Origin of the sequence: Pseudomonas brassicacearum, assembly GCF_003732175.1 — a bacterium.
Lineage (GTDB): Bacteria > Pseudomonadota > Gammaproteobacteria > Pseudomonadales > Pseudomonadaceae > Aquipseudomonas > Aquipseudomonas brassicacearum_G.
The window spans coordinates 12834-34898 of record NZ_MOBI01000003.1; the positions used below are offsets into that span (position 1 = coordinate 12834).

Here is a 22065-nt window from a genome sequence, read left to right on the forward strand (position 1 = left end):
GACCACTCCCGCTGGATTTGTGATTGTTAATCCGGTCATGTCAGATGCTCAAGTTGATGCCAAGGACGCCGTTCGTGTGATAAAGCTTCACGCTGCTGTTATTGATCGCCAGCCGGCTCTGCCCGGCACCCTGTCCGTTCATCTCAAACCCTCCATTTTTGAAAATTGCCCAGCCGGTCTGACCCCACACGTAGTTGGTTGAGCAGATGTAATCGCCGATCTTCGCATTAGTGATCGTGCCGTCCTGGATGAACGCGTCACGAATAAACGTCTGCCCGCCCGACACCGAAAACGGCGAGACAGGCTTTCCATTGGCCAGGTTCAGCAACATGAAGGTGTCGGCCCTGACGACGAACTGGGACGACACCCCAGATGGGTCGACCTGAAGGCCAAGCCCGAACGATGCGGCATACTGCTGGCCACCTGCAGTGGTCTCCATTTTCACCGACCAGAGCGTGCTCAGCTTGCCGTCGGTACTGGCTTGGGCCTGGCTGAGTTGCTGGACTTGCGCGGAGTTTTCCCCCATCTGCACTTGGACGGCGTCAATACGCTGTCCGGTCGCCACGTCCCCCTCAATCACCGCCGACTGGATCGAGTAGACGCCGACATACGCCTGTTCGGAACCGGCATAGCCGTCGGTAGCACCTGCCAGCGGCGGATTGACCTGCGCGTATACACCGTCCACCTTCTCGGCAGTGGCCGTAACCTTGCCGTCGAGGTTGGTCACGGTGCCCTTCAGCGAACTCAAGCCGTTGGCAGTCGCCACAACCCCAGTCACGGGGTTTGTGATCGTCGTGTTGATTGCGCTGATCTGCTCGGCCTGGGCGGTAATTTTCCCTTCGTGCTCGGTGATCTTGGCGCTGTTCTGCTGGATCTGTTGCGCAAGCGCCTCGGTCGTCTGTGCAAGCGTGCCAATGTCGAACCAGTACGTTGCGTCAGGCGGCGCGTGTCCAGTGGTGGCCTGAACTGCCTGGAAGAGCCGGTTGCCGAGACGAACGATCTCGCCGGCGGCATAAGACTTGGCGTTGTCGTACTCGAGTGCGTCGGTGACCTGGTCGATGAGCTCTTCCAGCTCCTGCTTGGCCTGCTCAATGCGGCCATTGACCGAGCCGGGGCCGCTGCCAGTGATCAAGCCAATCTCATCCAGCAGGTTTTTACCCAGCTCTGTCTCGGTGATCTTGCCGGCCAGCAGATCGAGAATCGGCGCCGCATCCGAGCTGGCCTGCCCCATTACCCCGCTGCCCGCCGGATAGAACGGCCCGATGTTGCCGGTCCGGTCGATCAGGCGCGCCCAGAAAAAGAACGTCGCGCCTGCCTTCAGGCTCTGCATCGAGTAGTCGTTTTGCGGGTACGCCAGATCCGCCAGCTTGGTCGCCGCCTCCAGGCTGGTGCTCGGCCCGTACCAGATCTCTGTGCGCTGAGTATCCTCGGCGCCGGCCGGGAAGCCCCACTTGAGACCGATGCCGAACAGCAGGCTGGTAGCGTTCAGGTACGACACCGCCGGCGGCAGGCCTTCCTTGCCCTTGAGCTGAGTCAGGTTCGAACTCTTCCAGATCGACGAAAAGTCGAACGCGCTCGCCGCCCTCACCCGGGCCAGATAGGCACCGGCGTAAATGCCGGTCACGTCGACGCTGGTCGAGCCTGTGCGCTGCAGCTTGATCCAGTTCCCGCTGTCTTTGCGCCACTCAACGTCATACCCAACAGCACCGTTTACCGCTGGCCAGGTGATGGTCATGGTGGCGACGGCAATGCCCTGGGACACGACCGAGCTGGACGTGACCGTGACACTGTCCGGCGCCGGAACCACGGTGATAGGGATTACGCTGATCGGGCGCTCTTCAAGGCGGGCGCCAGTGTCGATGAAAGCGAACTTGCCCGGCTCGTATTGCAACGCGCTGATTTCGAACTCGCCCTCCGCAGTGCGTTTGGTCCGCAGCACGCGGTAAAGCGGGATGGCCAAATCATCAGCGTCCAGTGCCCATTGAAGCTGCGGCAGTGGCGGTTCGCTGTAGTTCGTGGTCACGGTCACGACGCGGCCTTTGACACTCTGCACGGTACGACCCTCGGCACGGCCGCCCGGCAGATTGAGAATCAACCGATCACCGGCCTTGGCCTGGGTATCACAGTCAAGTGTCACGACCCGACCAGCGGCAGCCGAGATGCGACCACCGACCGCGCGGCCCGCCAGCAGCGAATCCGCCACGGGGATGATGTGGCCAGGAAGAGGAATAACACCCTCCATGCCCGTCTTGAACGACACGGTGCGGTCCTGGTTGTTGCTCAGGATCGCCCACTTGCCGCGACGCTGGGCCTCAGATGCCCGAGTACAGCCGATGGCGCTCAGTTCGGTCGGCTTATCGCCCATGCGGCGCTGGAGAGCCAGATCTGCGAACGGGATGACGTCAGTGTCGTAGTTGTTGGCCGGATTGTCGTAGCTGACCAGAGCCCGCGTGTAACGAGTCTTCGCCGAAGCGCTGCCGTACGAGAACTTGCCGTCGATGACGTTTGCCCGAGTGAAGACATAGTCGAAGTCCTGCGCGCGCGGCATGTCGGCCTGCATCACCAGTTGGCCCTGGGCCCAGTAGGTCATTCCCCGGTAGATGCCGGCGATATCGCGCAGCAGCGACCAGGCATCGGCCTTGCCCTGGAGATTCATGTCGCACAGGAAGCGCGGCTCCGTACCGCCGAGTCCGTTTGGCACCAGCTGGTCGCAGTACTGCGCAATCCGGTACAGCTCCCACTTATCAATCATGAATGGCTTGATGCGCTTGCCCAGGCCGAAACGGTCCTCTGTGCAGATGCCGTAAGTGATCCAGGCCGGGTTATTGGTCCAGGCCTGCTTCATGGTGCCGTCCCAAGTGCCGGTGTAGGTCCGGGACATTGGGTCATAGTTGCTTGGCACCTGCCATTTACGGGCACGGCACTTCACGGTCACGGCTGGAATGTTGGTGAACTGCTCCGCATCGAACTCGATGAAGAGCAGCGCGGTGTTTGGGTACCGCAGCTTTGCGTCAATGACTTCGGTGTAGCCGGCAATCAGCATCGTGTCGGCGACTTTGTTGCTATTTTGGTTTGGGGTAATCCGGCGGACGCGGATCTGCCAGCCGCTGGTGGCCGCCGGCAGGTCGACACGACGCGAGCGCTCGTAGCGTGTGGTGGTCTTCCCGTCTACGGCCTCAACCAAGGCCTGTTGGTAGGCGCCGCCGTCTGTGGCCACATCAATAGCGTACTCGATCCGGTACCCGCCAACGTTGCCGCTGTCGTCCTGCCGCTGAAGTGCGGGCCAGGCCAATCGCACCCGAGCTGCCGACAGCTGCGTGTTGGTGAGCGAGCGCACCCACGCTGTGTCACTGCGTAATTCGATGTTCAGCGAGGTTTCGTTCTCGACCGATGGAATGCCAGGGATGTATGCCTGATCGACAGAGCCCGGACGCCAATCCCACTTCACGTTCGGGAAATTGACGTTACCGCTCGCATCCTTGATTGGCGTGTTGTCCAGATATATGTCGTAGTCGGTCGGAGTACCATCAAACTCACCTTCGCCAACGGCGATCAAGAGCTTGGCCAAGTTCGTCGAGCGCAGGCTGTCGCTAGCTTCAACTGGTGACTTTGGGTTGCTGTCACCGCCTTTCTCGCCGTGAATATCGATCCTCTGTGCTGCGCCCATGCTTTGCTCCTGGCGAAAAAAAACCGCCTCATGGGCGGCCTGCGTGCTGCGTGATATCTACGTTTTGTCTTCGGCGTAGATCGATGCGGAAATGATCATGCCGCCCCAACGTCGGTCGCCGATGCAGATTGGGACCGGGTTGCCGCTGGCTGTGGTGTTCTTGGCGCTGCCGAAGGCGTAGGACGGCATGTTATCGGGGGATGCACTCTGCTTCAGACCGGAGGCTTGAGGACTAAGCATCTGGAGAACGCCGCCAGCCACCATCGCTATACCCGCAGGTGCCAATGCAGGAACCCATATACTGGCCACCAAAAGTACAGCGCCGATTATTGTTTGAAGGATGCCTGCGCGCTTGCTGCCTTCAACAACTGGAGCGACTCTAATTTCTCGAGTGCCGGACAAGTCGAATCCGTCGAGACCGATGTTTTTGCCGTTTCGGAACACAGCAAATCGCATACCAAGTCGATCAAGGCGCCGAATTTCTTCTTCAAACCCATTAATCGTACATTTCAGAGCCTTGAACAACTCCCAGGATTGTCCTGAATCCAGTAGCCGACTGTGCGTGCGACCAAACTTCTTTGCCAGAGACCCAGAAAGCTTGATTGTGGTCATCGGTCGATAATTTATTGCAGTCGCTGCCATATTGTCCTCGGGCATAAAAAAACCGCCCGGAGGCGGTGGTCAATATTTTCTGTGTTAAAGACAGCTTCTCACAGCGGACTCTATACCGCTTCGACCAGGCATTGCAGACCATGCCATTCGCTGACGAAGAGTAACTGAACTCCCTTCAGGGATCTTTTTTACGTCGAGAAGCTCATCCGCCATGTTGTTGCTCGCGACCCAGAGGCGATACCCTGTTTCGGTCTCCACCATGGAAGAGTCGGTCCTTGATGCCTGCCATTTAGGGAACACGCATAGGGCATAGCGCTTTGGATCTTTTGAGGTTGTAGTCTTCACGGTCGGGTCATTCGACTCAAGGTCGGCAGGCGAAACACAACCCGCCAGTAACACAAAGCCCAACGCCCCTACGATAAATTTCATGCAGGTCACTCCTGTGGAAATGACCCACGATATCACCGCTTGACGAATTTAATGAGCACCTAGTCGAACTACCTCTTGACGACAAACTGCTGCAAACGCCGAAAGTCGAACCTACCTTGCAGCAGTTATTTTTCTAACTCACCCATGATTCCCAGTCTAGTCTGAAGAATCCAGCAGATAGGACGTCGCTAGGCCGGCTCATGGAGAACAAAATGAAACAGGCATTGATCACGAACTATATGAATAACTGGGACGGTAACGTTCGAACTCTTGAAGATAATGCGCCCCGAGCGTGGGTCACGAATAACCTTCAACTGGTGTATGACGACGAAGGACCTGACATACGGGCTTATCTTCCCTACGACGGTGGTCTTGAAGTCGCGTGCATTGAATTCTATGTAGATAATCAGGGCGGGCATTGGATCAACCACGTAGACGTCCAGTCGATCCATCATCGTCGGTACGGTATTGCAACAGCCATGTATCGGTATGCCCTGCAACAAATTGGACCGATTTATGCGTCTAATGCAGGTCCGACGGGCTGGGCAGACGATGACCGTGAGTTGGTCGGCGAGGGATACAACTTTGTCCAGTCTCTGCTAAATAGGGGTTACATGCAGCAAGGCTGGTATAAGGCCCCTATTGCGTAGCCAGCTGGTGATCGCAACGGGCGCCACGCCGAGCTCATCGACTTATGAGTCAATGCTCATTACTGATTAGATGGCAGCGAGCGCCTGTGGCGAAGGATCAGACGCATTCTATCCAGCCACGGCCCTCCGAAAACGCTGACCTCCGACGGTCTGCCGTACAGATGGTGTAGTAGGAACGGCCCAGGACCGAACGTCACTGCGTTCTCGCCCGGCAGCGCCGGATCGGCGCCGAGAAAGATCCCGGCGTGATTCGGGTAAACCGTCCGCCCCACTTCCATCACTATCATGTCGCCACGCTGCGGCTGGTCGACTCGGTAGAAGCCGGCAGCCTTGTAGTTCGCCTCGTACAGGCTGGTGTTGTCCTTGTTCTCCCACCAGCCATCGGCGCGCTTGAAGACTTCGAACTCAAGCCCCCACTCGCGCTTGTACCAATCGGCGCATACCTGCCAGCAGTCCCAGGCACCGTGCACGAACGGACGCTTCAACAGCGGCACTTCACCGGTAGGCATGACAGTGCGCAGGTCACCCTCGGGCCAACTGAAAATGTGCCAAGGCAAGGCCGTGGCCTCGCACATGGCCAAGTCTCGCGGCGACGGCCTGCTGGTGGCGTCCGGATGTGAATGAACCACGCCGATTACTTCGCCGGTATCCTCCGCCAAGGCGTACTCTTCCGGGTCGATCCGGAACTCTTCGTTCGGTTCTGATGCTATGTTTCGGCACGGGTAATACTGCTGCTTGCGGCCAATGCTCAGCAGGAGCCCGCAGCACTCTTTCGGGTACTCGTCTGCCGCATGAGCCTGTATCGCACTCAAGATGTGTTTGCGCATGATCAGCTCCGGGCAATGAGGGAAACCGCAGGGAAGCCCCCGAACGAGTAAGGATTCCCTTCGCCGAAGCGCGGAATACAGCCCCGCCCCAGAGTTGCGTCACACTCATCCAGCTCAGGGTTATCCGTAGGCACACCGTCCTTCGTGACGTAACGACCGGTGTAGCCACAGTTCGGCCCCCGGTAACCGCCGGTGAGGCTCCAGTGACAGAGCGTGGTTGCTTGCCGACCGATTGACTCGCCGCCGACATCGCCGGGACTGGCCAACTCCCAACTGACCGTTTCCCCGTCCTCGTTCGTCTTCTGGTCGATGTACCAGACCTCGATAGTCTCTTGGGTTGGGTCCGCCGTCGGGTTACCTGCTGGGAAGTTCTGTGCGTCCAGGTAGGAGCCCAGCGTGTGACGCATCGTCAGCTTGAACTCGAGTAGATCGTCGAAGGCCAGGCACAGCGCGGTGATGCGTCCATTGACGTTGCCGACCGATAGCTTTGGCCGAACCGCCGTGCCGTCGCCGTTGGATTCAATGCCTTCGATCTGCATTGGCCAGGCGCTGTACTCATTCCCTTGGAACCAGATTGCTTTCGCAGGTAGCTGGTCCGCATTGTCGCCAGCGACAATCAGCTCTGCCGGTGAATGCGGGATAGCGTGCCCGTGGAAGCGCAGAACGTCCGCGCCGTAGTCCGAGCCGTCCAGCTCAAAGAGCAGCACTTCGCTGCCAGGCTCAAGAACCTGAATGTCACTGATCAGCGGCATGGTTGCCCCTTATGGTTGAAAAGCACGGTCAAAGGTAGCCGTGAGCTTAAAAACGCCGCCGCCCATTGGGGTGGGTGCGGGGTTCTTGCAGGTGAACAGACCAAGCTGCCCGAGAGGTGTTGTCCAGAGGAACGCCTTCGCCCCTGCGTGCCGGTCAAAAAACGCCATGATCTCGAGTACTTTGGCTTTCTGGCCGCTGTAGGTGATTGGGTAGGAGTCCTCTTTGTTGTTCGGCCCATCGCCAACCTGCTGTTTGTAACCGTCGCCGAACTGCGCGGTGCGCACCCGATACGTAATCTCGGGCGAACCACCACGCTCAGTTGGCCATGTGAATGTCTCGATCGCCATCAACCCCTCCCATTTGTCAGGCGCCAGATTGAACCGCCGGGTTGCAGTGCTCTGGCGATTGCCGTTTCAGCCTCGACTTTTGCGGCCTGCTGAATGCCTTTGCCGAACTGGCTGGATGCTTCTTGCGAGGCTTTACCGCCCGCTTCTCCAGACGTCTGTACCGAAACAGCAACTGGGAAGTTGTAAGTGTTGCCACCATTGCCGCCGCCCATTGCTGCAATGCCTGGCCCACCACCGGTAGCCAGCGGTGTGACACTGCCGCCTTGGGCGCCGGTCATCAGATACGAGCGCCCTCCCTGGCTGAACAGCTCTGGCCCCTTTTCGTTCACCTCATACAAAGTGTTGGGATCAACGCCGCCACCCGAGGCACGGCCGCCGCCGAAGGTCACCGAGGCGGAGCTGGCATCGAACTGACTGCCGAAGCTCTGTGCGCCAGCTTCTGCACCGCCGGCCGTTGCAGCACCTGTTGCTCCAGTACCGCTGCCAGTGAAATAACTGATGCCAGCACCGACCAAGCTGCTCAGCAATGCGGAGCTGGCCTGCCGTGCAGCAATCCGCGCCATGTCCGCCAGAATCGATTTGGTGAAGTCGGCGAACGACAGCTTCCCAGTCATGGCGAAGTTGACGACCGCGTCTTCCATCGAGCTGAAGGCGTTGCCGAACAGGCTTTTCGTCTGGCCAGCAACGTTCTGCGCCGAATCCAGGTAGTTGGCCCAGGCCGATGTCGCGCCCTTCGTCCAATCCCCCTGCGCCGCTTCGACATCGGCATAGTTCTGCCGGATCTGGTCGGTCGCTGCCTTGTTCGCGTCTGCGAGGGCTTGGGATTTGCGAGTGAACTCTTCGTCGGACATGTTGCGCGACGGATCTGAGCGTTGGCTTTCCAGCTCCAGCGACTGCTGAGCAAACCGGTCTTGCTGGCTGTTCAGTTCGCCGCTGAGTGCGTTCTGCCGATCTCCCTGGCCAACTCCGATAACGGTGCGTCGGCCAGCCAACTCCAACGCCTTCTGTTGCTGACTCAGTGCCTGAGCGTACGAAGTGATCGCACGCTCTTGCTTGGCCAGTCGGCCAGTTTCGTTTGTGGCGAGCACCTCGAGCTGGCTATCGGCATCTTTCTGCGCCTTGAGCATCGCCGTGCGTGCATCGGCGATCTTCTGGTCCAGCTGAATGCGCTGCGTCGCCGTGGTGCTGGACTTGTTCTTCACCGCCTCCAGCGCCGCGATCTCAGCCTCGTACGCAGCCGTCACCTCGTCCCGTTCGTTGCCGATCAAGCCGTCACGCTTTTGCGCGTACTCAGTCTGGGAGATCAGCCCGGCTTTCTGCGCGGCATCCAGCTGCTTTTGGGCGTTGCTGTATTCAGACACAATCGAGGCGAGCTGATTTTTGGCGTCGTTGAAGCCAGTAAGATCGACACTGCCCGTTGCGGCTTTTGAGTCCTTGAACTTGTCGTTGATGTTCGCAATGTTCTTGTCGACGACTGCCGGTTCAAGGCGCTTATCCTTGGGGTCGGCTTTTCGAATATCGTCGAGTTGCCGGCGGTATTCCTTCAGCGCGTCTGTGCGCTTTTGCTCATTCGTCCATGATGACTTGGTGAGCGCATCGACCTTTGTCATCGCAGCAACAGCATCTTGCTGGACTTTCGCCTGCTCGCCTTCGTACTTGGCGATATCAGCTTCAGCGGCCTTCTGATCCTCCAGCATGTTGAGACGATTGGTGTAGAAGTCGATCATCTCCTGCTTGTTCTGGAACAGCCCAACATTCCCAGATTGGGCGCCAGCCAGGTTACGCCGTGCCTGCTCAATGTCGGCGCCGATGTCTGGACGACCCAAGTTTTTTAGGTTGTCAGCAGCTCGAGCTACCGCGTTGTAGCCCTTCTCCCAGAAGCTCAGGTTCTCCAGAATCTTCGGCGTACGCTCGTTGATCGCATCGGCGTACTGCTCAGTCGCCAACTTCACCGCGCCAGCATGGTCACCCTGCTCTTCCAGTGCAGCAATCTGCGAGTAAACCGAGGCTGTCAGATAGTGGTACTGCTCGTTCAGTGCTGCGGATGCCTTGACGGGGTCATCCGCCAGCTTCGTGAACTCGGCAATCGTTTCACTGATCGCTTTGCCGGTTGCCTCCTGCATGGACACGGCGGCCTGCGTGATGCCGGCGAAGCTTTCGCCTGCGATCTTGCCATTCCCTGCCAATGCCGCGAGCGCTTCAGCGGCCTGGCCAGTGGTACCCACGGTTGCGCTGACTTGGCGCGCCATATCAGCGAGCTGCCCAGTACTTAAACCTGCCGAGTTACCGGTAACAATCAGGCCCTTGCTGTACGCATCCTGCTCTTCGCTGCCCATATGATAGGCGTACGCCAGTCCACCCACAGCGGCAGTAGCCAGCGCCAAAGGGGCGAGAATCGCGAGCAAGCCAGCCGCCGACGCGCCAGCACCAGCGCCCAACTGAGCCACCGCGCGAACACCGCTACCCCAGTCGCCAGACGACAACGCATTGCCGAGCTGAACGACGTTTTCCTGTGCCTGGCGCGTGCCGAGCTTCAGTTTGTCGAATGCCCCGGCCGCTCCGATGACGCCAGCCCGGTCCTTACCGACCTTAGCCAGGGCCGCGTTATAGCTTTCGACATCGATAGCGCCACGGCGAAAAGCCTCATGAGCGGCTTTTTCCTGCGCTTCGAGCTTGGCCAGCTTCGCAGTTACCGGGTCGATGCCGTTGACTGTGCGCTTCAGAGCCTCAATCTGACGATTTTCCGCTTCAATCAGCTTCTGTTTCTGCGCTACTTCCTTGGCTTCAGCCTTGTCTATCTTGTCGTAGGCCTTGCCGAGGCGATCCTGATAAGCCTCCTGCTGCTCAATCGTGACCAGGCCGCCCTTACGAGCGCGCTCAAGAAGGGTTTCCGCCCGAGTCAGTTGCTCGATGCTGTCGATGTTGCCGGACATCGCCTTATCGAGCTGGCTGATGATGGCGATTTCGCTCGTCGCGCTTGCGCCTGACTTCCGTCTTGCATCGGCCTGACGCTGTGTCGCGCCAGTCGATTTGTCGATCTCCTGAGCAACTTCTTTCTCGGCCTGAACGATCTTCTTGCCGGTATCGGCAAGTTCGGAACCGGTCTTGCCGAGATCGTCGATTGCCTTCTCGGCATCCACCGCCGAATCGATCAGTTTGTCCAAATCGTCAGCAGCCTTGACCGCCTGCGACGAGTTGACCTCGATGCCGAGAGACGCGAACGTGGTGCTCATTTATTGCCCCTTTGCTCCGCCATCACCCGCAGGGCTTCGGCTTCCATAACGCGGAGATCGTGAAAAATGTCGGTGACCTGGTCCCGGGTTAAACCGAGGAAGCCGGCGACATCGCGGATTGACGTGTAATCCAGACCGGTTGCGCCGCACGCCCCTGTACGCCACTGGGTGCTCATGGCTTCGAAGACCTGAAAGGCGGACCAGACGTCCGGCCAGACCTCGCAGGTTTCTTCGGGCAAGTCGCGAAGAGAAAGCCCGAAGGCCGCCAGCGCTTCAGCCGATGGCCCGGGTTCGTACAGCTTGCGTGAGACGCTTAGGAGTTTCCCAGGCGAGCGTTGCTGAACGCCTCGGAATAGGCCGCCAGCACCGCGCTCGGAGTGGCAGCGATTGAGCGGACCAGGATGCGCAGGTTTTCGTCGTTGAACTCTTCGCCGATGTCCCAGCCGGCCACAACGGCCTTGAGCTGTTCGACTTGGAGATCAATCAACAAGGCCGTGAATTGCTCGATGCCTGCCACTTCGGATTGCTCCGACAGGGCCTTGTGCCGCTCACCCCATTCGGCGTAGAGGCTAGCCAACTCGATTCGGTCGCGATATTTGAATTCGAACCCGACTGCCACAGGATCGCCACCCACATCAGGAAGCATGACATCAGCCTTGAAGGTCGGATTACGTGCCAGGGTGAACTTGGACTTTGCCATGAGCCTTCCTTACGCCGATGCGCTGTAGCGGGTTGGACGGCCAGTCAGCGCGATGCTGATGACGCGGGTCATCAGGTTGTTGCGCGACATGGTTGGAGTCGAGGTGATCGACACGTAACCGTTGTAGATGATGCTGCTGCCGCCTGGGAGGTTCAGGCGCAGAACTCGTGCCTGTTTGTCGTCGTCCGCAGCCTCGCAAACGTCGACATAAGGCTTGGACGGATCGTCGGCGACCGTGATGGTCAGGGTGATCGGGTTCTTCGTGGTCGGCATCTGGCGATCATCGTCGTCAGCCAGGAAGCCAAAGGTCAGGAACTGCTGATCACCACCGGTGGAGTTCAGTTCGGTGATTTGCGAGATCTCGGTGAACGAAGTCACCTCGCGCGCCGAACCAATGCCGGAGCCCGCCGGGTACTGCTGAACGTTGGTGGTGTTGACGCCACCCAGCGCAAAGGTGCCGCTGGCGATATCGGCAACCCGAACGGCGCGGCCGTCGAGGCGCGTCCAACCGGAGTTCACGGCGATGATGTCGCCCTCGGCCAGGCCGTGTGCCAAAGCTGCGGCCACCGCTGGGTTCGCGTTGCTCAGCGTGGTGAATGGGATTGCCGTGCCGTAGGCGGAAGCAATTTCGAACGTTGCGCCGTTGGGCATTTGAATGCCAGCCATTGGTGTTTCCTCTTTTCAGAAATGACAAAACCCGCTCAATGGCGGGTTCTGGGGTTGCCCAATGGGCGGATTAGTTGCGGTGCAGGAGGCCGCCGGGACGCATCTCGGAGCGGATCACGTCGCGCACTTGGTCAGCGATCGCTGTGATCCGCCCCGACTTCAGATCGGCGCCAAGTTGGGTATCGCAGATTTTGCCTGCAAGCAGATCCATGACTGCGCCAGCCCCCCTCGCCGGCGCCTCTTCAAACTCAGTCGGTGGCGTGATGGCGAAACGATCGGCAGAAACGATGAATTGCGAGATCAGCGGAGACGCCATGCCGGCCATGTAGACCTTCCCATCTTCAGTGGTGCGCAGCTTGACGGAGTAATGGCCTCCGATCTTATGAGCGGCGACAGAGACGCGCACAACCTCGGCCTGACTGATGTAGGTCGCGCCGTCAACCACGACAAATGGCTTTGGCTCTTTTGGCTGAGACTTCCCGCTATAGATTGCCTTTGGGTCAGTGCCGACGACAGCTACTCGATCGGATGCCATTTCGAAGGCGCCAGAGGCCGGGTCGATCTTCCAGCCGGAAACGCCCGGCACATAGTTGGAACTTTGCATTGGTGTCTCCGTTATTTAATTGGTATCGGCCCGGTACTGGAACGACACGGGCACGGTGAAGGTTGTGTCGTCGGGAATGCCGGGGCCAGGGTCGACTGGCGTCATGGTCACCACCGTCAGCGCGCCCTTCGTGTTTCGCTCGTACAGCGGGAACAGCGCGGCGATCTGGTCGGCCAGCGCGCCGGCCGCGCCACGGTACTTGCCCGACGGCGTCACGATGCTGACCTGAAACACGCCGGTGTAGAGCTTGTGGTCGCCGCCGAGCGTGTTGCTCGCGGTATCGCCCGGCAGCGTGAAGGCTCGCAGGTAGGTGACGCCATTTTCGGGCTCATAGGCCTCGTTCTCGACGACAACCTTCAGCGGTACCGGCAACGCTTTCGCCCAGGCGATCAGCTTGGCCTCGTAGATTGAGGCGATGAGGTTGTGGCTCATACCTGGTTGTTCCTGATGGCTTCATCGACGATCTGTTGAAAGCGGGCCAGGGTGATGCGGACCATCCCGCCCGGCGCCTGCTTCGAATGCCCATACTCAAGCGGCACGGCGTACGGCAGGTTGTTCACCAAATACGCCGTCTGGCCAATGGTCAGCGACTGCACCTGAGTTCTCAGCACCGCAATCGAGACGTTGCCCGATGGGTCGATCTGATCAAGTACGCCGTCGGCCGGTAAATCGATTGAGAACTGCCAATTCCCGCGAAACCTCCCGCCGACGTAGCCCTTGCCGGCTACCAGGCCGTTCACATTGAAATTCTGGTCGCGCTCGGTCTTGGTCAGGGGCTTGGCGTACTTCACGCCGCGCTTCAGCTTGCCGGCCTTGGTGAAATTGCTGTCGGTCAGGTTGATAAGCGTATTGCGCACGGCAACCTTGAAGTCGTAGGCATCGGCCGCCGCAGTGTTGGCCTGGCGATGCGCGACGTTGGCCGCCCAGATCTCGGGGTTGCCCACCGGCGACATGCGGATCACACTGCTGCCGAGCTCGATCACGATCTCGCGGAAGGTGGCGTCGAGCCCGGCCTGTGCCTGCTCGGCGAACTGCCGGATGTTCTCGGCGAAGCTGCCTTTGAGGCCTGCGTATTTGCTCACGACCGCACCTGCAACTCATACAGAATCGGAGTGCCGGCCGGGTTGATCTCTTTCAGCGGCGGAACGATTGACCAGGTGCGATTCTGAACGAACACTTTGTTTAGGAGGCTGGGCGCCCACTCAAGACCCTTCGCGGCGATCTTCAGCTTCTTGTCGCCCTGCTTGATCAGGCTATTGGCCTGGAATTCTTGGCCGCTGTAGTCGAGCAGGATGCCTTGGGCGGTCTGCTCCGTGATGGTGTCAGGGCCTGCGGTGCCGGTTTCAGGGTCGTATTCGCCGGACTTGATGTCACGTATAGGCACGTCCTGGCCGAACTCTTTGATCATCTCCAGGGCCATCTCGGCCATTTCGTCGTAGAAGGTGGCCATGAAAGCTCCGTTTCAGCTATGCGCGGACGGCGAACAGGCCCCGCTTTTGTAGGTAGTCAGCGAACTGGGTTGCGCTAGGCCGATCCGGCGCCGCTGGCAACAGTCGGCCGCTGGTGTTGGAAATCGTCGCGTACTCGCGAGTCACCGCGCCTTCGACACGCTCCAGCGTCACAGCACCTTTGCGCTTGTCGATGGGGTCGATGTCGTCGGCATGAATCTCGGCTGCCAAGGCCATCTGGCCGTACTGGATTCGCGCCGGCAGGTAGTTGTCGGGCTTGATCTGGCAATCCAGTTCAACACCCCGGCGCGGCCAAGCCAGAGCCTGATCGCTATCCGTCTTGCGCCCCTTCCAGGTCTTGCCATCCATCGCCAAGGCGGCCCGGCGAAGCAGTGCTTCTTGCGCGACAACATCGGCAGGAATGACCACGCCAAACTTCACGGCGTACATGACCAAGTCCTCGGCGCTCGCGTAGCTTTCGGCGTCTGGCTTGCCGGTGCCGTCCTCGATGATGAGTGTCATGGATCAACTCGCTGGATTGAGTTTTGAATGATTGGCTGCCGGCTCACCGACAGCCAGCAGTATCACGCCTTGGGCAGATCAGCGACGAGCTTTTCCAAGGATTCTTTCGAGGCATTGGCCCGGTAGGTCACGCCAGCAGCGTCGAGCTTAGTCTTCAGGGCTTCGACTTCCACGCCCTCGCCCGTCTTCAGCTCAGCAAGTTCGTTGCGCAGCGTCTGGTTTTCCGCTGTGAGATCATCGCGCGCGCTGGCCAGATCAGCCATCTGAAGGCGAATGCCGTCGAGCGAATGAAACAAGCGGATTGCGAGCTCGCCGGCTTCAGGTTTTTCAATCTCGCCGGCGTCGAGGCCGTCGATTACATCCCGAACCGTATCGCTTTCGATGCGTAGCTTGCCGATCAGCGCTTCCAGTTCTGCCTTGTAAGCGCCCGAATCGACAACCAGCACCTGGCGCGACTCAGGTTCTATCGCCGTCACTTCGACACCGATATTCTCGTAGGCTTCAACCACCTTCGGCCACACGCCCACGACGACAACACCAGTCACGCCCGCTTCTGGGCGATCGAAGTGCTCTGGGTTGCGATAGCGCTTATCTGGGTCAAAGCCAGAACTCTGGGTGGAATAAATCAATTCCATGGAAATCTCCGTGGCGGCCATTGCTGACCGCTGTTCTGGATGAGTTTTAGCCGCCAGTTACTGGCGGAGTGGCTGTGAGGGTGATCATCACGCCGGCGGTGACTTTATCGCTGCCAGCATGCTTGGCCCAGTTGGCTGCCGAACCGACAGCTGCCAGCGTTGGGTTTGCACCGCCGGCGGATTCCTTCCAGCTGTAGCCCAGCACATCGATGTTGACGGTGCCCTCGGCGCGATAGCCGATACCCAGGTTCACCTCGTCGTTCACTTCATACGAGCGGAAGCCAGGTGCCTGAGACTCGGTGATCACCACTGCGTTTGGCAGCAGGCCGAAGATCACATCCGAAGGTGCCGTATCAGTCACCAGCACCGGCTTGCCGAGGGTGCCCGGCAGGCCGCCGTAGATCACAACACCCGCTTCTTCGTAGATCTTGCTGGTGATCGCCTCGTCGACAATGTCGAAGTAGGCGCTGGAGTGCATGACCCAGAGAGAGATGCGGCCGAACTTGTCGCCAAACTTGCGCATGCCGCGCGTCAGGGTCTTCTTGCCGTCGGTTTCAATATTGGCCGAAACCACCATGCCGGCGTTGGAGCTGATGGAGGCGCGCAGAGCGGCGGTGGCGTACTGGATAAAACCTTCCAGGGTGGCATCAGCCACATCGACGCCGATGATCTGGGAGAACTCCTCGACCGGACGACCACGACGTTTGAACGCCTCTTCGGTGGTTTGGTACGGGCCGTACATCCATGGAGCCTTGACGCCTACCGCTTCACCAGAGCCAATCTTCTTGGCGGTCACCTTGCTGGTGGAGTTGACGTCGCGATGCTCCAGCGATCCGCCGATTTTGTAGAAAGCGCGCTTGCGGAAGTCACCTTCGATCATCTCGTTGTCGAGAACGATAGCGCCGTTGGACGATGCGTTGAACACGTCCAGGTTGTCCTGAACGCGCTCCAGGTATGCGGTTTGTGCCTCGTCGTTGTAGATGACCAGGTCACTGTTAGTGGTTGTTGCCATGACTATTTCCCCTTACTTGGGCAGTTGCAGATATGCAGTTTGGCCGTGCTTGCGCTGGTAGTCGCGCTTTTGCTCGGAGGTCATTTCGGAGCGTTTGAATGCAGCCTGGCCGCCACCCCCGCCCGGGGCTTGTGTCCCTGAAGCCCTTGGCCACAGGTGAGGTGCGCTTTCGCGTAGAGATTCCGCCCATTCGAGCGGGGTCAGAGGGGTTTTGCCGTCTTTGCCGAGAATGGTCTCTCCGGACTCATCAACAGCGACCGCTTCGCCCTCTTCGTTCAGTGAGAACACGCCCTTGGCGCGCAGGATGATGTCGTCGGTTGCTTCCGGCAGAGCGCCCGCTTTCAGTGCTGCGCCGCGCACCGAGTCGCCCAGGACTTTGCCCTGGAACTTGGCGGCGAAGGCTTCAGCCTTCTCGGCCCGCGCGGTGATGGCCTTCAACTGCTTGTCAGTATCAGCACGCAGCCGCTCCGTGCGCCGGTTGAAAACTTCGTCCACCTTGCCCTCTGTCAGCAGCTTGGTTTCTTCGTCCTGTCCTGCGCGACTGAGCAAGCCTTTGACGGCGTCGATGTCGATACCTTCAAATTGGGTTTCGAACTGGGTCAGCTTGCCGGTGGTGTCTTTCAGCTTGCCCAGCAGCTCAGTGTTCTTCGACTTCAGCCCGGTAACGGAGGCCTCAACGGCAGTCGCGATAGCGGCCTTGATTGCCGGGTTGTCCAGGTCGATTTCGTTTTCTTCTGCCACGTTGATGCACCCCTTGGGTATGTGTTGCCCGCTTCGCAGGCAATAAAAAACCGCCCGGAGGCGGCTGATTGAAAGTGTTTGATCAAATTCCGGACTTAGCGAATGCGAGTGGTTCTAAAGCCTTCATCCGCGCCAGGGTCAGCGGTGCAAAGTTGCGATCAAGCTGCAGCTCGGCGAAGCGCTGGACGCTCAGCCCGCCCTCACGAAACAGCTTCGCCCGAACGGGGCCGATTGCCTCATCCTGAAACGACGCCGGCTGCTGCTGAAGCCAGTGGTAATAGTCGAGGCTGGCACTGACCTGCCCAGGACCATCTGCACCGACCGAAGCTCGCGTGGCGTCCTTGGCGAAAATCTCGCTGAGCTTCGTCAGGAAAATGAATGTGGTGCGGCAGTTCGGGTGAAACGGCGGCCTTGGCCCGGAATCTACCGGGAATCGGCGTCCATCCATCGAACGACATTGCTGGCTGGTCTTGCTGTCCAGGGTGGCAATCATCTGGATCTCGAGCACCACATCAAGGTTGGCCTTGGCCACCTCCATGCGCGCCTGGGACGACACATGCTGAATCGCCGTGTGCACGACCGTGCTGGCGTTGCGATTGGTCGTAGCCAGGATGCCGTCTTTGTAGCCGGCCGCCTTGGTACCGCGAATGTTGCGGATGACCTGAAAGTTCGTCTGCCCTTCGAAGAAACCCTGCCGGATTGTGCCGGTGACGCGCTCCCGCTCGGCAGTGGTCCAACCCTTGATGAACGACTTGAGCAGCTTCCCGCCGCCAGTGCCGCGCACGCTGAGCGGGTTCGTCAGCACCGCCGCCCGGATAGCTGCCGCCGTCGGCGCTGCAACATCAAACGACACACCGACCGGCGCGGACCTGGCCAAGCTCGTCGCCTCAAACTCGGCTTCGTAATTCGCAATGTCGATCAGGTCGAGATTCAGTTGCACGCTGTAGCGGTCGAAGATGCCCAGCAGCAGGCTGTCGACCTCCTTCAGCAACGCTTCAAGCCGTTTGACGTTGTACTCGGTGAGGTCCGACTGTGTGAGCCGGTCTCGGATCGAGCGGTCAATCTCCTTGAGGAACGGCGCGAACTTGCCGACCTCTCCCGCCTTCAGCTTTTCGAGGAAGACTGCGTGCCGGATCGTGGCGTCAAGGATTGCTTGGTTTGCCGCCATTTGGTGTTACCTCGTCATCCAGGCCCAGGCCATCGCCCTGCTCTTGAAGCTCGCCATCGATTTGCTGGTCTGTGCGCTCCGGAGCAATCAAACCCAGTTTGCGCAGATACGCCCGCAGGTCAGCCTTCGCAAACCCGCCGTTCTGCCACAAGCCAACCAAGGCCGTGATCATTTGCGGATCAGCCGTCAGCTCGACAAACTCTTGATTGACCTGGTACGCGACCTTGTCAGTGATGCCCATGTATTGGCCGCACCACATGATCGCCCGGGTGTAGGCCTCGCTGACGTTGGCCACGCATCCGGCCAGCACCGATGTCGACGCAGACTGATCGCCGCGAGCTTCGGTCGCCGTCTTCGACGATAGCGAGGCAACGACCATGCGAGCGCCCAGCTCGATCATCATTTGATTCTTGTCGGCCATGGCCTCCTTGACCAGCGTGTTCGGCAGTGGCTGCGCATATCCAAAGGCGCCGCCGACCGGAAGCAGCATTGGCGCTCGGGAACCGACGTAGACGCCCTTCTCCTCCAGCAACTTCACCCACTGCTCGGTCAGCCCGGAAATCCACGGCTGAGCCTGGCCGCACCAGAAGACGCTGTCTTCATAGTCGGCGCTGTTGCGGTAATGACCCAAGTTGATCATCGCAATGTCGTACAGCGGCGACTCGTCGATAGTTGGATCGTTGTTCTGTGCACCGATGAAGGTGAACGGAATTTCCTTGAGGCGTCCGGTAATGCCTTCTGGGGCGAATGCGTCGGTGACTTCAAGAGGTCCGCCGCCTCTGGGACCAGATCGACGCCAAACCCGGCAGACAAAACCTTCAGCCTCAAGTGCAAGCTCGCGGAACTGCTCGACAGCTTTAAACCCGAAGCCGTCCTCAACCTCCATCATTTCCCGCAACACAACCAGAGTCAGCACGTTGTGACCATTCACCATGCCGGTGCGCCAATTGATGATGTCCTCGGCGCAGTACGACAGGATCACCGAATGGCCGCCGACGCCTTTGTCCTCGTGATAATCGACATACAGCCCGTGACGACCCGCCTCGAGCACCTTTTCCAGCGTACCTTGCGAGTGCTGGTAGATGCTCACCCCGGAGCCGTTGGCGTTGTCCTGCAAGTACTCCAGTTTCTTCGGCACGGTAAGCGTCGGGTCTTTGTGGAAGGCCAAGCCCAGCAAGCCATTGCGAGTGTGACCGGTGGCGTTCTTGAACACCGCACGCTCGCGGTAGGCCTTGTTACGGTCAGCGTTCTCTGGCGACTTGTCGTGTGCATTGATGTAAGGCAGCCGCGACACAACCCGATGCTGACCGGCGCAGACATCGCGCACGGTGGCCCAGCGGTCCAGTACTTCCGTGTAGTCCGCCCGCTTGAAGGAGACGTCGTTGCTCATCGGGCGTATCCCATTTTGATAGAGGTGGCCGGCTTCCTCGCGCTCTTCGCTACTGCGAAGTATCGGAATCCGTCGGAACCGTGAGAGGTCCAGTCGTGCAGCGGCTTGTCTTTCCAGCAGCCGCGTTTGTCGTCCCATTCCTTGCGGTAGTTCTCGATGCAGTTGATGCCCTGCTCACATTTCGACTCATCGAACACGCTGAGCGGAAGAATCTCCCGCACAGCCTCAATGCCGTCGTTGATTCCGATCTTCGGAACCACCTGGAACGTCATGCAGTATTTCTGCCCGTCGATTTCGTAGCCCTCTTGGGCCAATTCGCGACGGGTCTTGGCATCGCTGCCGAACTCGCGGTTATCGATGTCGTGCGGCCCCCAGTGCTCGGAGTAGGTGTACCCCTTGTCCTTGAGTACCTTCATGTAGTGCCGCAGACCTTCGCCAGAGTTCTCGTAGTAATCGATGACGTGGTATTCGGTGCCGACCTGTCGCACGAACCAGATGGCCGTAGAGTCGCTTACGCCGATGTCCCAGAAGGTCATCACCGGCAGATGGCTATTGTCCGGTATCGCGCCGATGCGTTGCTGGGCGTAAAGCTTGGTCAGTTGCTGCGCGTAATAGGCGCCTTCGACCGACTGCTGGAAGGCTTCGACAGGAATGGACGGGTATTCCCGCTTCATGTCGTCGCCGAGCGTCTTCTCCTTGGCCGCGTACCAGGCACGCTGGCCATCGTTGGTGACGATGCCGTGCTTGGCGTGCAGCTCGTTGAAGTAATCAGTCAGGCGCTGCGGGATGACCACGTCAGTCGGGTCAAGCCAATAGGCCTTGTTCTTCCACCAGGAGAAGAAGAAAAACCTCCAATCCAGCAGGCCCAGGGGCACGCCGGCCAGTTGCTGACGCTCCGCACTCTGCGAGTAATCAAAGAAGTAACCGGCTCGGCCCTCTGCCGTTGATTCAATCGTGACGAAGCAGTCGGTGGCCACGGCCTCGAAGGCGCCGGTGACAATCTCACGGGCCTTATGCGGGAACTTGGCGCAGATCTTCCCGAACTCGGACACGTGCAGGTAGCGCAGCGTGCCGCCCCGGAAGGACGTGGAGACGTAGACCGAACCGCCCTTGCTGAACACCAGCTCACCGGCGGAATCGTTGCTCGCCGGGTTGGCGGCGCGGATCTCGGCGGGCAGGTTGTCGTAGGCGTACTTTACCTTCTCGCGGAACAGGCGCTTGGCATCGTTCAGGGTGTGAGCGATCAGCGCGCACTTGGCCGACTCGAACAAAGCCGCGTCGAGCTGGATGATGCAGCACTCTGTGGTGAAGCCAAGCTGCCGAGCCTTCAGGATGATGTTGCGGGTGTGCATCCCGTCGAAGTATTCGATCTGCTCGTCCGTCATCCGGAAGCGGACCTTCTTGCCCTGCTTATCCGTGATGAAGTAGAGGTTGTTGATCCGCCAACGTTTGTCCCGGAGCAGCTTCATGTGCTCGGGTTTCATATCAGGCGTCCTTCGATAGCTCGTCCATCATTGCAGCCAGGTCGCTGACCGTCTTATCGCCTGTCTCTGTGTCGAGGTTGTAGGCCTGGCGCTCGCCCTTGATGACCTTCAGCTGTGCGTCAACACCAGCGTTCAGGGATCGAGCGAAGTCACCAGCGTTGTCTTCAGTTACTTCCATTTCAGAAAGGACGACGCTGAGCTTGTCAGCGATGCCCCGCCACTGAGCCAGCCCGGTTCGGTGAGCGAGGATTACAGCTGCCGCCTGATCGGATGCCTCTTCGATGATCTCGGCATCGGTAACCACTTTCGACTGGTTACTTTTGCTGGTTACCGCCGTGGTTACTTTCTGCTTGGTTGCTGCGCGAACCTGATCAGTCAGGTCGCGCTTCCAATCTTCTTTCTTGGCTCGCTTCAGGATGGTCGCATGGTTCACACCGTGCGACTCACCTATGGCGCGAACTGAAAGCAATCCCGCCCGGTAGGCGCGTTCGATTGCCTCCCAGTCGGGTTGCTTGGTTGTCATATCGCTTCTCTGAGACTTGAAATAGTGGTTGGTTGCCGGTATTGCTGGGCTTCAACTCAACGCAAGGAGCAATCGCATGGAATACAAAAAGGCTGAAATCGTCGTTCGCAAGGAAACTGGGCAACCGAAAACGCTTCCAGAGGTGGCTTTTACTTTCAACCAAAACCGACCATCTCTTAGCCAAAACATCGCCGCATACAAACCAGGTACGGACGGTCACTGCTGGCTGGGGATTAAAACCGAGCCATTCGAAGACTGGGCGCAGCAACCGTCATTGATTTTTCACACCCAAACGACGGTCATGGCGTGTTCTCCGTGGCCGGCATCCCCACTCAGGAAGGAGGGTGGCTTTGGTTCCCAGTGCTCGGGACTGGACCAGTCACGACTTATACGGACCACTCCTAACAATCAGCCGTCATCCTGACTATCTCGCTGTATGCCTGTCCGTGCAGCAGCGCGACGACTAACCCCTGCGGCAGTACGGCAGCCTTGGCAGCGCCTACCGCTTTGGCGATGGCGCTATCCAGGTCGACGATGGCGTTATTGATGCCAGGGCTCAGCGGTAGCGCGTGACGGATGCGCGAGACGTTGCTCATCAGGCTGCCTCGTAAGTCGCCGCAAAGATATCTGGCTTGCAAGGATAGAACTCACCGA

Annotated in this window: 25 protein-coding genes; 2 read left to right on the forward strand and 23 right to left on the reverse strand. The window is 59.2% G+C overall.

Features of this window, described 5'->3' with window-relative positions:
* Positions 1-40: 40 nt before the first annotated feature.
* Genes BK658_RS02280 through BK658_RS02290 form a run of 3 tightly spaced genes read right to left on the reverse strand, consistent with a single transcriptional unit; the run spans position 41 to position 4708 of the window.
* Positions 41-3667: a TipJ family phage tail tip protein gene (locus BK658_RS02280; protein WP_123580816.1), complete on the reverse strand. Its 3627-nt coding sequence runs from the start codon at positions 3665-3667 to the stop codon at positions 41-43.
* Positions 3668-3724: 57 nt separating this feature from the next.
* On the reverse strand, positions 3725-4309 hold the full coding sequence (locus tag BK658_RS02285; RefSeq protein ID WP_123580961.1) for a tail assembly protein: 585 nt from the start codon (positions 4307-4309) through the stop codon (positions 3725-3727).
* 54 nt (positions 4310-4363) lie between these two features.
* On the reverse strand, positions 4364-4708 hold the full coding sequence (locus BK658_RS02290; RefSeq protein ID WP_123580818.1) for a hypothetical protein: 345 nt from the start codon (positions 4706-4708) through the stop codon (positions 4364-4366).
* Positions 4709-4920: 212 nt separating this feature from the next.
* On the opposite strand from BK658_RS02290, the gene BK658_RS02295 reads away from it, so the two are divergent.
* Positions 4921-5358, forward strand: a complete 438-nt coding sequence (locus BK658_RS02295) for a hypothetical protein (protein ID WP_123580820.1) — start codon at positions 4921-4923, stop codon at positions 5356-5358.
* 59 nt (positions 5359-5417) lie between these two features.
* On the opposite strand, the gene BK658_RS02300 is transcribed toward BK658_RS02295, so the two are convergent.
* From BK658_RS02300 to BK658_RS02390, 19 genes are all read right to left on the reverse strand, one after another.
* Positions 5418-6185 (reverse strand): C40 family peptidase, encoded by a 768-nt coding sequence (locus tag BK658_RS02300; RefSeq protein ID WP_123580822.1) that lies wholly within the window; start codon positions 6183-6185, stop codon positions 5418-5420.
* A gap of 2 nt (positions 6186-6187) precedes the next feature.
* Positions 6188-6937, reverse strand: coding sequence for a phage minor tail protein L (locus BK658_RS02305; RefSeq protein WP_123580824.1), 750 nt, complete (start codon positions 6935-6937; stop codon positions 6188-6190).
* A 9-nt stretch (positions 6938-6946) separates the two neighbouring features.
* Positions 6947-7285 (reverse strand): phage tail protein, encoded by a 339-nt coding sequence (locus BK658_RS02310; RefSeq protein WP_123580826.1) that lies wholly within the window; start codon positions 7283-7285, stop codon positions 6947-6949.
* Positions 7285-10518, reverse strand: a complete 3234-nt coding sequence (locus BK658_RS02315; RefSeq protein WP_123580828.1) for a phage tail tape measure protein — start codon at positions 10516-10518, stop codon at positions 7285-7287. The genes BK658_RS02310 and BK658_RS02315 overlap by 1 nt, the downstream gene beginning before the upstream one ends.
* Positions 10515-10817 (reverse strand): DUF1799 domain-containing protein, encoded by a 303-nt coding sequence (locus BK658_RS02320; protein WP_404943161.1) that lies wholly within the window; start codon positions 10815-10817, stop codon positions 10515-10517. The genes BK658_RS02315 and BK658_RS02320 overlap by 4 nt, the downstream gene beginning before the upstream one ends.
* Before the next feature lie 14 nt (positions 10818-10831).
* Complete coding sequence (locus BK658_RS02325; protein ID WP_123580832.1) at positions 10832-11218, reverse strand: phage tail assembly chaperone; 387 nt, start codon at positions 11216-11218, stop codon at positions 10832-10834.
* 9 nt (positions 11219-11227) lie between these two features.
* A complete protein-coding gene (locus BK658_RS02330; protein WP_123580834.1) occupies positions 11228-11884 on the reverse strand; it encodes a phage tail protein in 657 nt (218 codons plus the stop codon).
* Positions 11885-11954: 70 nt separating this feature from the next.
* Positions 11955-12488, reverse strand: a complete 534-nt coding sequence (locus BK658_RS02335) for a phage tail tip fiber protein (protein WP_123580836.1) — start codon at positions 12486-12488, stop codon at positions 11955-11957.
* 15 nt (positions 12489-12503) lie between these two features.
* Positions 12504-12920: a phage tail terminator-like protein gene (locus tag BK658_RS02340; RefSeq protein ID WP_123580839.1), complete on the reverse strand. Its 417-nt coding sequence runs from the start codon at positions 12918-12920 to the stop codon at positions 12504-12506.
* Entirely contained in the window at positions 12917-13570 is a 654-nt protein-coding gene (locus BK658_RS02345; RefSeq protein ID WP_123580841.1) for a hypothetical protein, read from the reverse strand. Before BK658_RS02345 ends, BK658_RS02340 begins: the two co-directional genes overlap by 4 nt.
* Positions 13567-13938, reverse strand: a complete 372-nt coding sequence (locus BK658_RS02350; protein ID WP_123580843.1) for a hypothetical protein — start codon at positions 13936-13938, stop codon at positions 13567-13569. The genes BK658_RS02345 and BK658_RS02350 overlap by 4 nt, the downstream gene beginning before the upstream one ends.
* Positions 13939-13954: 16 nt before the next feature.
* Positions 13955-14458: a DnaT-like ssDNA-binding protein gene (locus BK658_RS02355; RefSeq protein WP_123580845.1), complete on the reverse strand. Its 504-nt coding sequence runs from the start codon at positions 14456-14458 to the stop codon at positions 13955-13957.
* A gap of 62 nt (positions 14459-14520) precedes the next feature.
* Positions 14521-15093, reverse strand: a complete 573-nt coding sequence (locus tag BK658_RS02360) for a hypothetical protein (RefSeq protein ID WP_123580847.1) — start codon at positions 15091-15093, stop codon at positions 14521-14523.
* A 46-nt stretch (positions 15094-15139) separates the two neighbouring features.
* Positions 15140-16105 carry a major capsid protein gene (locus tag BK658_RS02365; protein WP_123580849.1) on the reverse strand — a complete coding sequence of 322 codons (966 nt, stop codon included), beginning with the start codon at positions 16103-16105 and terminating at the stop codon, positions 15140-15142.
* A 12-nt stretch (positions 16106-16117) separates the two neighbouring features.
* The gene (locus BK658_RS02370) at positions 16118-16846 is read right to left on the reverse strand and encodes a hypothetical protein (protein WP_123580852.1); all 729 of its coding nucleotides are present in this window, start codon (positions 16844-16846) and stop codon (positions 16118-16120) included.
* 82 nt (positions 16847-16928) lie between these two features.
* Complete coding sequence (locus BK658_RS02375; RefSeq protein WP_123580853.1) at positions 16929-18014, reverse strand: minor capsid protein; 1086 nt, start codon at positions 18012-18014, stop codon at positions 16929-16931.
* Positions 17989-19404: a DUF4055 domain-containing protein gene (locus tag BK658_RS02380; protein ID WP_123580855.1), complete on the reverse strand. Its 1416-nt coding sequence runs from the start codon at positions 19402-19404 to the stop codon at positions 17989-17991. The genes BK658_RS02375 and BK658_RS02380 overlap by 26 nt, the downstream gene beginning before the upstream one ends.
* Complete coding sequence (locus tag BK658_RS02385) at positions 19401-20888, reverse strand: terminase large subunit (protein ID WP_123580857.1); 1488 nt, start codon at positions 20886-20888, stop codon at positions 19401-19403. The genes BK658_RS02380 and BK658_RS02385 overlap by 4 nt, the downstream gene beginning before the upstream one ends.
* A 1-nt stretch (position 20889) precedes the next feature.
* On the reverse strand, positions 20890-21411 hold the full coding sequence (locus BK658_RS02390) for a hypothetical protein (protein ID WP_123580859.1): 522 nt from the start codon (positions 21409-21411) through the stop codon (positions 20890-20892).
* A 76-nt stretch (positions 21412-21487) separates the two neighbouring features.
* Here BK658_RS02390 and BK658_RS29785 point away from each other — a divergent pair, with 76 nt between their 5' ends.
* Positions 21488-21835, forward strand: coding sequence for a hypothetical protein (locus BK658_RS29785; RefSeq protein ID WP_148049698.1), 348 nt, complete (start codon positions 21488-21490; stop codon positions 21833-21835).
* Here BK658_RS29785 and BK658_RS02395 read toward each other — a convergent pair.
* On the reverse strand, positions 21813-22007 hold the full coding sequence (locus BK658_RS02395; protein ID WP_123580862.1) for a hypothetical protein: 195 nt from the start codon (positions 22005-22007) through the stop codon (positions 21813-21815). The two genes, BK658_RS29785 and BK658_RS02395, sit on opposite strands and share 23 nt — an antisense overlap.
* Between the last annotated feature and the right edge of the window lie 58 nt (positions 22008-22065).